Below are 15,171 nucleotides of genomic sequence, written 5' to 3'. Positions count from 1 at the left end.
AGAAGCTGGACTAACTACATAGCAGCACCCACCAACCCAAGCGATAAAGGAAATCTCGCATGAGCATCAAGCCAGGCCCTAAACGAACTAACGAAGATGGCACTCCGGATAAAAGGCAGCGAGTCACGCCTGAGAAGCAGAAGGACCATCCGGACCTGAAACCCCACAAGCACAAAAAGGGGGAGTAGGTTAACAAGGCAGCTCCCGACTGCGGGAGCTGCCTTTAGATGACGGCTTCAAGGGGAACTTGAAGCTATCACCACAATGCAATGTCGTACGTCAGATACAAGCGGTAGTTATCCCGGTCACTGCTGTACGTGCTCCTGGCCACTGCATATCGAAACTCAGCCCCCACACCTTTGAAGAGCCCGTCCTGGATCACATATTTCAGGTTCGTATTGGACTCGTGCTCCCGGGCTTCCTGACCACGATAGACCCCATCCTCGCCCTTGTAGTAGCGGGTCATGAAGCTCAGTCCAGGAATTCCCATGCTAGTAAAATCGTAGTCGTACCTCGCCATCCAGGTCCGCTCTCCGGGCTGAATGAATTTGCCAACGCTAGCATTGCTGAACGAGTAGACCGTGCTTACGCTCACGTACGGAAGTGCGGTGCTGCCATCAACCTTTTGATATCCAGCACTGAACGTGTGGCCACCCAGACGATAACTGAGTAAACCGCTAAACATATCGCTATCAACTACACCATTACGGGCTGCGCCAGCATCATCACTGATAAAGTAACGTAGATCGCTAGTTAGCTTGCCTGGGCCAAGCGGCAGTGTGTAAACCAACCCGAAAAATTGTTGGCGGTAGAAATCCCGAAGTTCCCCGTAGTAGCTGCTAAAACTGAGCTGTTTGGTGAGGTCGTAGCGCATCCCCGCAAAATCAAAGTCCGTACCGCCACCTCCGGAATATCCCTGAGGAAATATATCGACGCTATCGGTAGAGTTTCGGGCTTTGAATTTGTCTAGATGCCCAGCTTGAAGGTACAACCGATCAACACCGGTGTACTCCGCTTGGGTACCTCGGAACGTTTGAGGTAGTAGTCGACCATCGTTGTAAACCAGGACGGGGATTTTGGGGAGGAGAGTGCCACCACTGACCAAAAGGTCATTCCATTTGGCCTTAGCGGTAATGCCAAGACTCGAATATTCGCTAGCTGCCCGACCATCGTCGTGGACCGGCAGAAGGCCTGTCCCCGCATGCTTAGCGCTTGAGTCGAGCCGGATTCCTGAAAGTCCCAGTGCCTCCAAACCAAAGCCTACAGGTCCTTCGGTGTAACCTGACTGTAGCTTGAGCAGAAAACCCTGCGCCCACTCTTTGCGATCTTCGCCCCCATCACGAAATCCATCATTGAAATAGTAATTTCGCAGAGCCAGCCGGCCCTCGGAGTCTTTGAAGAAGTCTGCTTCAGCAAAATTGGGGAACAAGCTAGCAATGACGCTTGCACACGCGAGTGTGCGCGATGTTGTGAGGGTGTTCATCGGAAATCTCTGCTGTGTATTGTGATTTTTGGCAGCATCAAAATGGAGCGACCCAGTACTATCCATCGCAGATTACGCAGCGTCATGCTGGACGGGATTCACTCATGCGGCGGACACTAACCCGTCGTGGAATCGGCAACAACGTTATGAGTAATACGCATGAGGCTATGCGTTTAGTTGGTAAGAAACCTCGGAGTATCTTGTGAACCTCAAACAACTCGAAGCTTTTCAAGCCATCATGACAACGGGCTCTACCATCGGAGCTGCTACCCGTATGGGCTTGTCCCAATCGGCCGTCAGCCGCTTGTTAACTCAGCTCGAAGATCACTTAGGCCTCGCGCTCTTCCTTCGACGTAAGGGCAGATTGATGGCGACTCCTGAGGCGGAAGAACTCCTTGGACAGGTGGCGGAGCTCGTAGACAACCTCCAGCGCGTACAACGCATGGCAGATGAGCTGAGACTGGGTCATTCGCGCCGGAGTCTGCTCAAGGTTGCAGTACCGACCAGCATGTCTCAACACTTGCTACCGAGGATCGTTGCCGAATTCATGCAGGGCCGTGAGGACGTCGTCGTAGAGGTCATCACCGGCGGATACGATGCGCTGGAAAGGGCCGTACTCGACAAAAGCGCTGACTTCGCTTTCGTGCGTTTGCCTACGGAACTTCAGCATTTTGAAGTGCTACCGGTACTGGAGACCGAAGGGATGTGCGTCATGCACCAAAGCCATCCACTGGCGGAGCTATCGGAGGTCAGTCTCGAAGCATTGCGGTATGAACCCCTCGTGCTTCTGGGGCGGCAAAGGAGCCTTCGATCTGAACTCGACCTGCGTTTCCGAGAGGCTGAAATTACCCCTCAAGTTCGCGTAGAGGTCCACTCGGTCAGTGCTGCTTGCGCATTCGTTGCAGAGGGTATGGGGGTCTCAATTATCAATGGTCTTTTGGCCAAAGAGTTTGGTGGCCTTCCTTTGATCGCCAAGCCGCTGAGACCTGCGCTTTGCTATCGTTTTGGCCTGATTTTCCGCAAAGACCAGCCACGCTCTTTGCTGGTTGAGAGTTTCGCGGAGCACATGCGTAACAGGCTCACAGAGGTGAATGGTTCTACGCCAACGCAATAAATTGCATAGCCCAACCCGATTTACTCATAACGTTGAGTGACTGCATCCGATTGAACTAGTGTGCGCCCTGTAGCCCTGGGCCCCTACAAAACAATAATCGAGATCGCGCACCATGAACCTACCTCATGCACCGGCGGCGCAAGCCGCGCCTGCTGGAAAAGCAGACATCCCTCGCCCGGCCAAGCAGCTCAATCCTGCGTTGATCCTGTTGAGCATTGTTTTCATGGCTCTGGCCTTCACCTACTTCGTCGATTCAGGCCAGTTCCAGCGCAAAGACATCGCTGTTGTCCCCGGTTCGTACCAGACCTTGGAAAAGGACGCCTCTCTAAGCCAGCTATTTTCCACAGAGCCGCGTGCCACAACCGATTCTGCTGCACGTCCGGTCTCCTTGGTTGAGGCTTTCATGGCCATTCCACAGGGCATCGAGAAGCGAGCCGGCCTGATCTTCATGGTTTTGTTCATCGGCGGAATGTTTGGCGTGCTGAACAAGGCCGGGGCAATCGATGCTGGTCTTGAGCGGATACTTGGCCTTACCCGGGGCAACATCTACGTGCTGGTACCCTGCTTGATGCTGGTGTTCTCGGCCGGTAGCACGTTCATGGGACTGGCCAAAGAGTTCATCCTGATCGTCCCGCTAATGGTAGCGATGGCCAATCGCCTGGGGCTGCCCAACATTGTTGGTCTGGCGATCGTGGTGATCTCGGTGAAAATCGGCTATCTGGGTTCGATTACCAACCCCGTGGCATTGGCGGTTGCCCAGCCGCTAGTGGGCGTTCCAATGTTCAGCGGGCTGAATATGCGTGTGGCAGCCTACTTGGTGTTTCTGCTGGTCGGCATTGGCTTCGTGTTAATGACTGTACGCCGACTGGGTTACGACGCCAGTGCTGAGTTTACTTTTAAGCGCACACCGCTAGCGCCACGCCACAGTCTCAACCTTCTACTGCTGGGAGCGGGCGTCGCCTTCCTGGTTTATGCCTCCAATCGCTGGCACTGGAAGTACCCAGAGTTGTCTGCGTACTACTTGGCGATGAGCATGGTGTTCAGTGTGGTGGCTGGCATCGGTGCCAGCGAGGCTGCCGGCGCATTCGTCGACGGAATGAAGAAGGTGCTAATGGCCGGCGTGCTGATCGGTCTCGCCACTGCGGTGGAGATCATCCTCAGCACTGGCCAGGTGCTCGACACTATCGTCAACAACCTTTCCAACCTGGTCAGCGATCACGGCCCTCTAGTTTCGGCGTACGGCATGTTCTTCGCACAACTCGGGCTGGATGTCCTGATCCCGTCCACGTCGGGGCAAGCAGCAGTGACCATGCCAATCTTCGGACCGTTGGGGCAATTGTCAGGTGTGAGCGCTCAGACCACTGTGTATGCCTTTTTGCTGGGCAATGGTCTAACAAACCTGATCACTCCTACCTCAAGTGGCCTACTAGTGCTGCTTGCGACCGCTCAAGTCGGATGGGGTCAATGGGCGCGATTCATCTGGCCGTTGTGCCTGGTATTCGCGGCCATCGCCATGTGCCTCCTCTCCATTGCCGTTCTGACCGGCTACTGAAATCTCGGGCCGCGTATGCGGCCCTACTGCTTTGAGTGTCAAACATGCAAATCCTCAGAAACCTGATGGTCCCGATGCGCGATGGCGTTCGGTTGGCCACCGATGTCTACCTGCCTGATGAAAGTACCGGCGTGTGGCCAGTGGTGATCGAACGCACTCCATACGACAAGAGCAAGCCCTCACGCTCGGAGAAATGCCTGAATGGTCATCACTTAGGGCGTGAAGAGATGGCCCAAGCCTTTGCCGAACATGGCTTCGTCACTGTGTTTCAGGACTGCCGCGGTCGCTACGCCTCCGAAGGCGAATTCATCAAGTACGTCAACGAAGCAGAAGACGGCTACGACACTTTGGCCTGGTTGGTCGAGCAGCCTTGGTGCAATGGGAAGGTCGGAAGCATGGGTCTTTCTTATGCAGCCCATACTCAGCTCGCTATGGCCTGCTTAAATCCTCCAGGGCTGAAGACGATGGTGCTGGACTCTGGAGGCTTCGCCAACGCTTATCAATGTGGCATCCGCCAAGGAGGCGCATTCGAGCTCAAACAGGCCACATGGGCATACAAGCAGGCCAAGGAAAGTCCGGCAGCCAAAGCCGATCCACTATTGCGCGAAGCATTGGAGCAGGAAGACATCCGGCATTGGTTCGCCCATATGCCGTGGCGTCCAGGATTTTCACCGCTGCGTCATGCGCCAGCGTATGAGGACTACCTGTTCGACCAATGGGGCCGCGGCTGTTTCGATGCCTATTGGCAACAGTTGGGCATTTGCGCCGATCACTATCGCAGCAACATTCCCGATATTCCGGTGCTGCACATGTCGAGCTGGTATGACGCCTATGTCAGCTCAACCCTGGATAACTTTGCTGCCTTCGTCGCGAACGGTAAGGCACCACAACGACTCGTGATGGGCCCTTGGCTGCATGGCGACCGCAACATTAGCCACAGCGGCGATGCCGAGTTTGGCCCAGCCGCCGCTTTCGATGGGCAAGTGGCGCAGGATTGGCTGTCCTGTCGTATTGAGTGGTTTGTAAACCATCTGCAGCTACAGATCACTGCACCAGCCCAACAGGTGCAGGTATTCATGATGGGCGGTGGTAGTGGTCGCAAGCTTCAGGACACGCGAATAGATCATGGTGGTCAGTGGCTTGATGCACAGCAGTGGCCATTACCTGGCAGCCAGCGGTTGGATCTTTATCTTCATCCTGACGGTCAGTTGAGCAAAGGGGGGCCAGCGGCAACCGATGCTGCTTGCCACTTCCTCGCCGATCCATCTAATCCAGTACCGACCATCGGCGGCGCGCTGACTTCCGGCGCTCCTGTCTTCGAAGGCGGAGCGTTTGATCAGCGAGAAACACCACGCTTCTTCGGCGCGCGCGGAGATGGCAGTGCCATCTGCCAGCGCAGCGATGTGCTGTGTTTCGAAACTGAGCCGCTTGAAGCTGACCTTGCTGTCGCCGGTCCGGTAACGATCCAGCTGTGGGTCGAGACCGACGGCTTAGACACTGACTTTACCGCTAAGGTGGTCGACGTCTATCCGCCAAGCGATGACTTCCCAGAGGGGTATGCCATGAACATTACAGACGGCATCATTCGTTGCCGATACCGGGACAGCTGGAACGATCCGAAGCCGACGGTACCTGGGGAATGTTTCAAGGTGCAGATCGAACCGTTTGCAACCTGCAACCTGTTCAAGCGCGGTCACAGCTTGCGCCTTGAGATTGCCGGCAGCAATTTCCCACGGTTCGACGTAAACCCCAACAGCGGTGAGCCGGAAGGCTGCGCGAACAAAAAAAGGACTGCTCGAAATACCGTACATATGGGGGCTAAGCGGCCCTCCAGGATTCAGCTAACGGTCGTCCAAGCACCAGCTGGTAGCTGATAGCGGTATAGAGCTATCGCTTGGCAGCAGTTCTGGACAGCTGCCGAGCGCTGTCCCTGTAAACCAGTTTTTTTACCTGTTAACCACTGTAGTTAACAGGTAAAAAAATAGGTTTACACGATGCTCACCTCTACCCGTTCGACACCAGCAAATCGCCTAGCTCTTCACGGGCCATATCCACTCGGTCCATCCTGCGATAGGGATGATCAACAGGCATTCGGATGAGGCTCTCGAACCAAGCCGGATCGAATTTGAGCACCTGCTTGTGAATGTGCTCAAGCTCACCTTTGCGAAGCTGGGACACTACAAACTCCATGCTCTCAACCAGGCCGGATTCCTCGTTATCCTTAGAGATCCGGTGGCGGATGAAACTCATCTTGAGATCGAAGTAGGGGCCTTTCATCCCAGGAAGGCTCTTCGCCTCCAGCCGGCCTTTGGTGCTGATTTCCGCCCCTGGCACTTGAGACTCTATCGCTTTCACAAGCTCAGCATTCCCACCTATCTTCTGGCCAAAGAGCCGAGTGGCGTCCGACATATAGGCGAAGATCCATGGCACGTTGCGTAGCGTCGCACCGGTATAGAGGTAGCCGCGCTCCCCTTTGTAACGCTGCAGCATGCCTCGCAAGGCTTTCTCCGAGAGCACCACCTGGGTTTCCTTCTCCAGGATGTAAACCACGCGGTCAAACTGTTCTATCAAAAGCCTGAGAATCTTCCGCGGTACGCCGTCAAAACCGGTTTTTCGGTCGGTCTTCTTGTGCTGACGGGGCTGGAAGTATGGGCAATCGTTACGGGCCTCTCCATCAAATGGAGCGATACCGCGAATGCTCTTCGTCGCGTGCTTTCCGAAGGGATTTTTTACGTTTGGGGGTAACTCATACAGCCCTACCAGCTGGACAGGGTTGTCGCATGCCGGGCACACCGCGAACTGAGCCAGCTTGCCCGCGCTTCCGGGCTGATACCACGGCTCCCTGCGGAAGGTCTCAGACTCGAACCGATCCTTGTCTATGGTTTTGCTTTCAGTGTCTTCAATGCGGAGCTTGTACACATCCATCTTTGCCAAAACCGTATCAATAGAGGGTTTATTGATCGTACCCAGCGAAGTTCGGTAGCAGGAAGGCCTATCTGCCCCTTAGGTGGTCACCCTCCGGTGGCAGGCCTTGCCAGAAGCATGGGATTACCCCGTAAGGAGTCTGTGAGCCCCAGAAACAACTAACCCCCTGGTGCGCAGTGCAGGTCTGGGACCCGCCCGAGGCGTGGAGGCTATTCTTGTAGAGAAAATAACACCTGCCACGGAACGGATCAGTTGGTAGGCAGACCAGCCGTCAGCTATGGCCCAGCACCGTCGATCAAGGCCGCTCAATCAGCAAATCGTCGTCTTCTATGGCGTCTCCAAAACTGAACCAGTCGTGCAGGCTGTAATGCACGAAGTCTTCATCCTCCGCATCGAGCATAGTGAAATTCTGCAATACCGTGACATCCGCCCCCGAAGTACAGCCCCTCGTTGAGGTTTACGAAATGCTCCAGCAATTCGTTCAGCTGATCATGCAACTGACTTGTAAGCCTGGCGTGCTCTCGCTTGGTCTAAAAACGGAACATCACTTCATGCGCTTCGGGCGGGGCGCGAACTGGTCCCCAAGTTCTGCTTTTTTGAGGCATCCACTGGGTAAGCCGGCCACATGATTCGGAGGTGCAGATGTCAAGGCTCGGTAACCGACTTAGACGGTGAGACAGGCGTCGCGATCCCGGATCGAATGGCTTCGGCAGTAGGAGGGGGGGTGATCCAGTGGAGCATGAGACCAGCCAGGATGCTTGCGAGGGTGTTTACTGAGATTGTGACGAGAGCATTGCGCATTTTGGAGCGTCCGTTTCTGAAGTGGACCTCTATTTAATGCGCATAAATGGTGTGTCATTACCACCTACCAAAAAAATCGTCGCGCCCCAGAATGGGAATTCGCATTTGGCGACGATTCACGTTTATGCTCCTGCCACAGGTCGACTACAGCACAGTCAGTTGGCTAACCAGGACTCAACCACCTCGGCACCGTACTCTGCCTTCCAGGCCTTCAGAGTGCGCTGATTGCCCCCCTTCGTCTCAACGACTTCTCCGCTATGCGGGTTCTTGTAGGTTTTCACTACTCGTGGTTTCCGTGCAGGTTTTTGTGCAATAGATCCGGAATCTACGGGCTGCGGATCAATGATCTGGATCACGTGACGCAGGCTGTAGCCGTAATCGTTGAGCAGGTTGCGGAGCTTCGTTTCGAATTCCATTTCCTGCTTCAGGGCGGAATCATTCTTCAGTGCTTCCAGTTCGGCGAGCTGCGCGGCGAGCTGTTGTTCGAGAAGGCGAAATTCAGCGAGACGGGACATGAGATTCTCCAAGAAGTGGCCTGAGATTTTATCAGGCTAGACAGAAAGCGTGCTAAGTATCTTGTGGCCTAAACAGCCCTGCAATAGAGCAAAATCCAGTCCCCCCATTGGCGCTTGGGCAATCGCTTCGCGGCATTAGCAGGTGGTGATCAGCTCTGGTGTGAGGTTTTGCTTGAGTCCGGGAAGGCCGTTGCAAGGTCCATGCGTTCAGCTTCTTGAGTGATTTGAGCGAGTAACTCTGCCACTGCTCGGTTCTCTTTGAGGGCATAGCTCCCAACCAGTAATGTGATCGGATGAACTCCCAGCACTGGTGCGATGGTGTCCAGTTTCTCGATGGTCGGGACGTATCGTCCCCTTTCCAGCGTGCTGATGTAGGTACGACTGCTCACCGTCGCGAAGTCTTCTTGGGTCAGCTTTTGCTGGACTCGCATCCACTTCAGAACCCGACCGAATGCCTGTCTCAATTCCACTTTGCATCTTCCGCAAAAGGAAAGATGAGGCACCCGTGAACAGTATATGACTACAATGTATGCTGTTCATTTGAGAGGGGGTCATGATGTTTATCACCAACCGATGGGCAGAGGTGGATCGCTCCTTCGCCTGGCTGGCTGAGGATCAGCAGGCTTGGCATTTCGTGGAGCAACGGCTGTCATCGCCATGGATTCACATCACGGTGACGAGGGAGCGGGGAGAGGACACGTGTGTGGAGGTCTTCTTTCTGGAGGACATGCGTGGGCTGGAGCAGTTCACGCGTTTAACCCTGAATGGTGCCGTTGAGTTATCCCTTCAGATTGTTACTCCCGGGTGGATGAACGGTAGTAGCGGGTGGGCGATGGAGCATCTGGAGGTCATTCATGAAAGCGAGGATCGTTTGTACAGGTGTTACACCGTTCAAGGCGGTCGTCGGTATTACCAGCCTAACAGCTCCGAGTGCCGTGAGTATGGCTTCTTCAAGGAACTTTACAGACGAGGATAGCTGGTGAGTCAGCTCGTGGTATCTTCGAAGTATCGTCTTGGGTCAATTGCATCCTCGGTCATTAGCTGAGCGGCTTTGACGATTGTCTGAATTAATCGATTGTTCTCCATGCGTGCTTTTTGTAGCTGTGCTTCGAGAGCATAAATTCTCGCATCACTATTTTTACGCCCGACCTTTTTGAAGTCTTTAAGATGGGTCTGAGTGGCCGTATATAAAGATCGTATTTCCTCATCTCTCCAGAGCGTTTGACGACTAACACCCGCCTGCTGGGCAAGGCCACTTTGGGTGAGCGGTTCCTGAACCCGTCCGGCCTCATATTCGGCGAGAATGGACCGCACGTGGTCCTTCCATTTTTTTTCCTGCTTCATGATGAAGCCTTCTTAGGTTTTGAGTAAGCTTCTAAGGCCGTTTTGCAGCTCGTAACCATATCCATCACAAACAGAACGTGCTGATCGAAAGCGTGAGTATTATCGAGCTCAGCCTCAATACTAGACGTGATGTCAGTTTGGTTGTCAAAAATTGCCCTCAAAATTTTCTCGTACTCGCTGAGTAAGCTCTCGATAGCGGCCTTTGCTTCCAGATCATCAGGGTTCAGGTGAAAGGATTTACATCCAGAATCTGTACCGAAGCCTCTGATACACATGAGGCCCCTGTCGCACGGACTGATATAGAGCTCACGTGTACACCCGCCCCAAGGCGTTAGGTTGAGAATGCTGAGTTTCTCGATGATCATCTCTTCGATTTGTTCGTCAGCGATTGACTCCTCCCGCCATCGGATTACTAGCCTGCCCAAAAAGTCTGGGGGAGGGTCAACGGCCAAGTATAAAGATCTCACATATTCTGCTCGCTCTTTGGCAGTACGGTAGTCATATTGACGGCTTTGGCGTGGGGTTCGCCCCATCCATAGGTCCACAGCTGTTTCAGAGGGACCAGAACGAAGAATTGCCGTGGTAACCCAACGACGGATTTGATGAGGAGTGATGGAAAAGATTTCACCGTCTTGCCCTCGTAGGTCAAGGCGCTGAAAGATTGTTTTTTTTGAGGAGTTCGAAGAGAGATAGTTGTAGAGATCGGCTCTAAATAGGGGGCGGGGGATGATCCCTAGCTCAGATATCGAGTCAAACTGGTTTTCCCAGATTACAAGTAAGTTGTCACTCAGCTTGCTAGGATAACCTTTGGCAGTGTGCTTCGCATGATAAGGTGCTTCACTTCCATCACCAGGCATTGAAAATTGTTCTTCAAAATGGCGTCGCAGGTGAAATCTGTATTTATCTTCTAAAAGGCGCTTGAGCAGTCTGATATCTATGACCAGGGATGGTACTCCCGCCCCGAATCCTCTTTGAGATAACATAAGTTCTCTGATGCTTGCCCACTCATTCCGGATGTCGAAGAGTTGCGCATGTGAAGGATTGTTTCCAGGCTTGAAAAGCCCGTCGTGAACCATTCCCTTGAGAAAGGTGCGCAGGTGATCTACAAACCATTTGCTCTTTTTTACTGACGCCTCGGAGGATTTTGTGTGTTTTGCAATGTCAATGACGGATACGCTATAACAGTTCTTTTTGTACTCATTGAGAAAATTAGACCAATCCCAATTATGCATTCGTTCATCTATCCAAATTGCGATTCGAGCGGCCGTTATTCTAGGGAGTTCAACGCTGCTGCTGTAAAATCGCCCACCACTGTAGAGCTCTTTTGGAGATACGGGGAAGCACTTACATATCTCCTCAACAAAGTAGTGATGTTCTACGGGCAGATCCAACGATGAGAGTTGATCCACCGCGCCGGGATCTAACGGATGGTTAGCGCGATAGGCTGCGAGTGCTTTATCTATAAATGAGAAACCATTGGTTTCAATGTCAAGAGCACGCTCTCTAGCATCCTGAGTGACAGCCAGCAAGTACTCGTACGCTTCGGTGAGTGGTGCGCTCCATAGGTCTGCGACGGGTACGGCGTTGGGGATGCAGTTTTTTTCTACAGGCACTCGTACGAACGTCGTGTGAGTGTTGGGATCTTGGAAAAGGCAACTCTTTGGAAGATTCGCGATCTCACCAACTCTCAAACCGAGCGCCATTCCAAAGCAGGTCGCCTCAAGTCGAATTCTATCGAAGCCCGCAGTTGGCTCCAAATGTGGGTTCTGCTTGATCAACCACCTGGCTTGTGCAATCCCTTTGTGCAAGTCAGAAGAGTATAGATTTTCTTCTCTTTGCTGAAACTCTCGTGATGTGAGTTCAAGCGCACTATGAGTCGGGTTGGGTATCCCAGTTTGCCATTTGATAAACCTATCGACGAATCGCAGCAGTACTCCATCGACCATTACGCTAAGTTGGTTGAGGAAATCAACAAATGCCTTGAGGGCATTTGCTCTATGGTAAATGGTAGAGTCTGAACGTCCATGCCTGATCGAGTCTACGGTGCGGTCGAAGACTTTGCGCGTTATGTCGCTCCACTCAATGTTTTCGCTATCCATTACTGCGGATAGATGCCTAATCGAGGCCATTCTGCCGATAATCAGCTCTGCTGACGGATGTGCCAGAATTTCTTTAACTATAAAGCAGCGCGCAAGCTTGCCAATCACTAGCGGGAGAGGGGGTTGGTCTTGATTTCGCCTGTTGAGAGGATCGAGTGATGTGAAGGGAATATTACTCGATCGATACTGCCATACCTTGCCCTCGAAATCTCCTGCTACTAATCCGTTGGCCTTGAGGTCATTAAATTGTTGCTCTGCATGTTTGTATCGGTCGTCTAAGACCATCATTGATATGCTCATTCTTTCAACTCCTTCACAGCAATGATTACTGACTTAGCGCCGTGAATTGCTGCTTCGACCTGTTGGGCCATAGCGCCAGTGGAATTGCTCCCGAGCATCTGCTGGAATTTAGTGATGTCTGCTAAAGCCCCTTCATGATTAGCATGACGGCTAGGTCTGAATTTAGGGCATGCATAGCAAGTGACCGTCGGGTGGTAAGGACATGGCTCTTCAGAATTGCATGATCCTAAGCCACTTATTGGCCTTAGCGCGGATCTGTCAGGGATTTCTTCCATGAATTTGCCGCACCACATCTGCACGGCTGCATTGATCTCCGGGCTTGCCATGTGGGTCGTATTTATGAACTCTTGCAGCTCAAGGTTGTAATGGAAGTAGTGCTTTATAGAGTTCAGATTTGAATGATCTAAAGCTTCAGCGACCTCTTCAGGGGATGCACCGGAAAGAACCATTGAAGTAGCCTTGGTCCTGCGCAGTCGGTACGCGGTGATCCGCATGAAGGGCTCTGTTTTTTGTATGGGTCGATGAGGGTCTGGTAACTGGAGTATCCAAGTGAGAGATGTTAGCGCATAACTTATTCTATGGTTGTCGAGATGTAATGTGAATGGTGTCAGCTTGGGGTTGGTGAGGAAGCGTAAAAGGCGGTTTTCGGTTGTGTACGCCGAGGGAAACAACGGCGTAGGAAGTACTGGAGTGCTTATTCCATGCCTGGCACATATCGCGTTGATTTCCTTCGATGCGGCATTGCATTGGGTCTCAGCTAAAGTGCACTGAAGTTCTACTGCCTCTGCAGTATCGTTAGCGATGTAACGTTTTACCAGGTTGCTCGGATGCCTCCTGAGCCTTGAACGTCTAATTCCTTTAACACTCGGCACCTTTACAAAGGGGCCGCCCTCATCGATCCCGAAGTCAGTAACCTGCATTAGGGCCAACTGTATAGGGCGAAGAGCCCAGTCGCGACAGAGCAAAAAAAGCGTGCGTTGGGCATGAGTGATGAGCGGATTGTTGGCAAGCTTCATCTCAATGTTCGCGAGTTGTACGCGAGTGAAAGGGCCAAAGTCATCATCTCGCATCGTGACTAAATGCCTGTTATCATGCGCCTTTACTGTAAGCTGTGATAGTTCAAGGCTGTCATGTTCGTTGAAGCCTGGGACTTCTTCATCCAAGCACCATCGATAAAATACTCGAAGAGCAACTAGCTCCTCATACCAGCTTGATGCTTTTAATCGAGTGCATTCACGTACAGCAAATGTCGATAACCTATTGCCAATAGTATCCGCGTCATTTCCCGAAAATTTATGCTGGGCCAGAAGCCGCTGGACGACAATCAGAGGCCTAAGGTCGATGTGGGTTTGGAGTCTGTCGATGAACCACCCTCTGAGTAGCCACTCAACTAACAAGTTAGAATGTAGGGGCTTGCTCCACGCAATATTCATCGGAGCACACCCGACAATCTCTACCGTTATTCTCTCAACCCACGCATCATTGTTGTGAATTGTTATAGCCTGACCGAAGGTGGATTTGACTGTGGAAGGAAAGGCATCGGCCTCGATGCCGAAGCGACATTCAATCTCGGCTACGAGTTCGGCAGGCGAAATTTTAATCATCTTCATTGCCTCGAAAATTTGAGCTGTCTGAGCTTCTGATTATTTCGCCGAGCCGATCAGATATGGCCTGTCGAGAGTAGCGCTGAACACTTTCGCTGCTGGGGCTCCATCCGCCCAGATACGCCAGAGCATCTTTTACATTAATGCTGTTGGCGCCACTTTTTTCAAACTTTTTGCGAGCTATATTTGCCCCTGTCGCCCTCAAGCCGTGCGGATGAATTCGTGTTGAAAAGTTTGGCAAGCCGAGGCTGGCTGCAACGGTACGAAGAATGGTGTTTACGGTTCGCGCAGATAGCCGTCTCCCGTCACGGGAACTCACGAATAGGGCTGTACAAGGTCTTTTTGGTTTGATCAGTTTAGGGCGATGATCGGAAATGTATTCGTTCAGAACCGCGGCTACCGATGCGGTTATGGGGACTATCCGACCGCGCGTCTTGAGACTAGCCCCGTCCAGTCTCCGCTCCCTGTTGATATCGCTTGGGCGCTTGATGCGTATTGTAGGTGAGGGACCAAGGTCAACGTCGTCGAGTTCTATGAGAACCACTTCGCCACGCCTGGCAAGTGTTTCAAGCATTACTAAGAACAGACAGTAATTGCGTGCCTGTATCTGTTTACTTTGGAATGGGTTCCTAAAGTCATCAGGACTGAGCACCCCTTTGAATAAGGCTTGTCCGCCGGAGTCAAGTGGCGTTGCTGGTAGCGGCGGTTCTGATTGATATGCAATCTTGGTGATTTTTTTTTGAAGATTTCGCAGATTCTTGGCTTTGTTTTTTTCCGCTTGGCTTTGCTCAAGTAGACCTAGTCGATTGAGCTCAACGTAGTGCTCGAAGGAGAAATCTATGAATGATTTGACAGCTTCGAGTCGTCGGGTGCATGTCGATTGGCTCGCACCCGCACCGCGTTTGGTGGAGCAGAGGCGTTCGGCCAGCGATGTCAGTTCCGCTGAGCTGAACACCGCTAGGCGCTCAAGCTTCGCTTCCAGTGGAGAACCTCGGCTGAGAGCCCACTCGTACGCGATAGCGATGTCACGTAGGTAATTTTCGACGGTATTGAGACGCGATCTGTGGAGCAAATCCTCCGCCCAGAGGTTTGCTAGGATCACTGGAACCCCCTGCACCAGCAGGTATGGCCTGAGGCCGCTGGAGGCAGTACGAATCATTCGGATCTCGCAGAAAGGGACGTCTGGCATCGGTAGCTCCAGATCTGCAACGTTTCCGAACATATACCATAAGTGTCACAACCACCCGTCGGGGAGTGCGGAGCCCAGCGCGGCTGATCGAAAATTGACCAAGTTGCTGCAAAAGGCGCTGGATGTGGTGGATGTGCGGGTGCTGGACCACATCATCGTGGGCGATGGTGATCCGTTGTCGATGGCTGAATACGGTTGGCTGTAATAACCCCGCCTCTGTCTGTAGGAGCGAGCTTGCTCGCGAA

12 protein-coding genes and 1 pseudogene are annotated in these 15,171 nt (G+C 52.7%); 5 read left to right on the top strand and 8 right to left on the bottom strand.

What is annotated here, in order from left to right:
* Positions 1 to 256: 256 nt before the first annotated feature.
* Positions 257 to 1,483 carry an OprD family porin gene (locus ACWHXD_RS30460; protein ID WP_009682006.1) on the bottom strand — a complete coding sequence of 409 codons (1,227 nt, stop codon included), beginning with the start codon at positions 1,481 to 1,483 and terminating at the stop codon, positions 257 to 259.
* A gap of 202 nt (positions 1,484 to 1,685) precedes the next feature.
* On the opposite strand from ACWHXD_RS30460, the gene ACWHXD_RS30455 reads away from it, so the two are divergent.
* The 3 genes from ACWHXD_RS30455 to ACWHXD_RS30445 all read left to right on the top strand — a co-directional run bounded on the left by ACWHXD_RS30455 (position 1,686) and on the right by ACWHXD_RS30445 (position 6,023).
* Positions 1,686 to 2,597 (top strand): LysR family transcriptional regulator, encoded by a 912-nt coding sequence (locus tag ACWHXD_RS30455; RefSeq protein ID WP_003253472.1) that lies wholly within the window; start codon positions 1,686 to 1,688, stop codon positions 2,595 to 2,597.
* A 112-nt stretch (positions 2,598 to 2,709) separates the two neighbouring features.
* Positions 2,710 to 4,149, top strand: coding sequence for a YfcC family protein (locus ACWHXD_RS30450; RefSeq protein WP_003253475.1), 1,440 nt, complete (start codon positions 2,710 to 2,712; stop codon positions 4,147 to 4,149).
* A gap of 44 nt (positions 4,150 to 4,193) precedes the next feature.
* Positions 4,194 to 6,023 carry a CocE/NonD family hydrolase gene (locus tag ACWHXD_RS30445; RefSeq protein ID WP_003253477.1) on the top strand — a complete coding sequence of 610 codons (1,830 nt, stop codon included), beginning with the start codon at positions 4,194 to 4,196 and terminating at the stop codon, positions 6,021 to 6,023.
* A gap of 130 nt (positions 6,024 to 6,153) precedes the next feature.
* On the opposite strand, the gene ACWHXD_RS30440 is transcribed toward ACWHXD_RS30445, so the two are convergent.
* The 3 genes from ACWHXD_RS30440 to ACWHXD_RS30430 all read right to left on the bottom strand — a co-directional run bounded on the left by ACWHXD_RS30440 (position 6,154) and on the right by ACWHXD_RS30430 (position 8,860).
* A complete protein-coding gene (locus ACWHXD_RS30440) occupies positions 6,154 to 7,074 on the bottom strand; it encodes a hypothetical protein (RefSeq protein ID WP_003253479.1) in 921 nt (306 codons plus the stop codon).
* A gap of 956 nt (positions 7,075 to 8,030) precedes the next feature.
* Positions 8,031 to 8,390, bottom strand: a complete 360-nt coding sequence (locus ACWHXD_RS30435; protein ID WP_003253484.1) for a histone-like nucleoid-structuring protein, MvaT/MvaU family — start codon at positions 8,388 to 8,390, stop codon at positions 8,031 to 8,033.
* Positions 8,391 to 8,539: 149 nt separating this feature from the next.
* Complete coding sequence (locus ACWHXD_RS30430; RefSeq protein WP_003253486.1) at positions 8,540 to 8,860, bottom strand: helix-turn-helix domain-containing protein; 321 nt, start codon at positions 8,858 to 8,860, stop codon at positions 8,540 to 8,542.
* An 83-nt stretch (positions 8,861 to 8,943) separates the two neighbouring features.
* Here ACWHXD_RS30430 and ACWHXD_RS30425 point away from each other — a divergent pair, with 83 nt between their 5' ends.
* Entirely contained in the window at positions 8,944 to 9,366 is a 423-nt protein-coding gene (locus tag ACWHXD_RS30425) for a hypothetical protein (RefSeq protein ID WP_003253488.1), read from the top strand.
* An 8-nt stretch (positions 9,367 to 9,374) separates the two neighbouring features.
* Here the strand turns inward: ACWHXD_RS30425 and ACWHXD_RS30420 are convergent, their stop codons facing one another.
* Genes ACWHXD_RS30420 through ACWHXD_RS30405 form a run of 4 tightly spaced genes read right to left on the bottom strand, consistent with a single transcriptional unit; the run spans position 9,375 to position 14,896 of the window.
* Positions 9,375 to 9,734, bottom strand: a complete 360-nt coding sequence (locus tag ACWHXD_RS30420) for a hypothetical protein (RefSeq protein WP_003253491.1) — start codon at positions 9,732 to 9,734, stop codon at positions 9,375 to 9,377.
* The gene (locus tag ACWHXD_RS30415; RefSeq protein WP_003253492.1) at positions 9,731 to 12,133 is read right to left on the bottom strand and encodes a site-specific integrase; all 2,403 of its coding nucleotides are present in this window, start codon (positions 12,131 to 12,133) and stop codon (positions 9,731 to 9,733) included. The genes ACWHXD_RS30420 and ACWHXD_RS30415 overlap by 4 nt, the downstream gene beginning before the upstream one ends.
* Positions 12,130 to 13,737, bottom strand: a complete 1,608-nt coding sequence (locus ACWHXD_RS30410; RefSeq protein WP_003253494.1) for a site-specific integrase — start codon at positions 13,735 to 13,737, stop codon at positions 12,130 to 12,132. Before ACWHXD_RS30410 ends, ACWHXD_RS30415 begins: the two co-directional genes overlap by 4 nt.
* Entirely contained in the window at positions 13,730 to 14,896 is a 1,167-nt protein-coding gene (locus tag ACWHXD_RS30405; RefSeq protein ID WP_223817826.1) for a tyrosine-type recombinase/integrase, read from the bottom strand. The genes ACWHXD_RS30410 and ACWHXD_RS30405 overlap by 8 nt, the downstream gene beginning before the upstream one ends.
* A 73-nt stretch (positions 14,897 to 14,969) precedes the next feature.
* Here ACWHXD_RS30405 and ACWHXD_RS30400 point away from each other — a divergent pair.
* Positions 14,970 to 15,131, top strand: a pseudogene (locus ACWHXD_RS30400) (JAB domain-containing protein); the annotation flags it as partial.
* Between the last annotated feature and the right edge of the window lie 40 nt (positions 15,132 to 15,171).

It is taken from the genome of Pseudomonas fjordensis (assembly GCF_976987115.1).
Note: the sequence above shows the minus strand (reverse complement) of the source record. Positions and strands in the feature narration are given on the sequence as shown.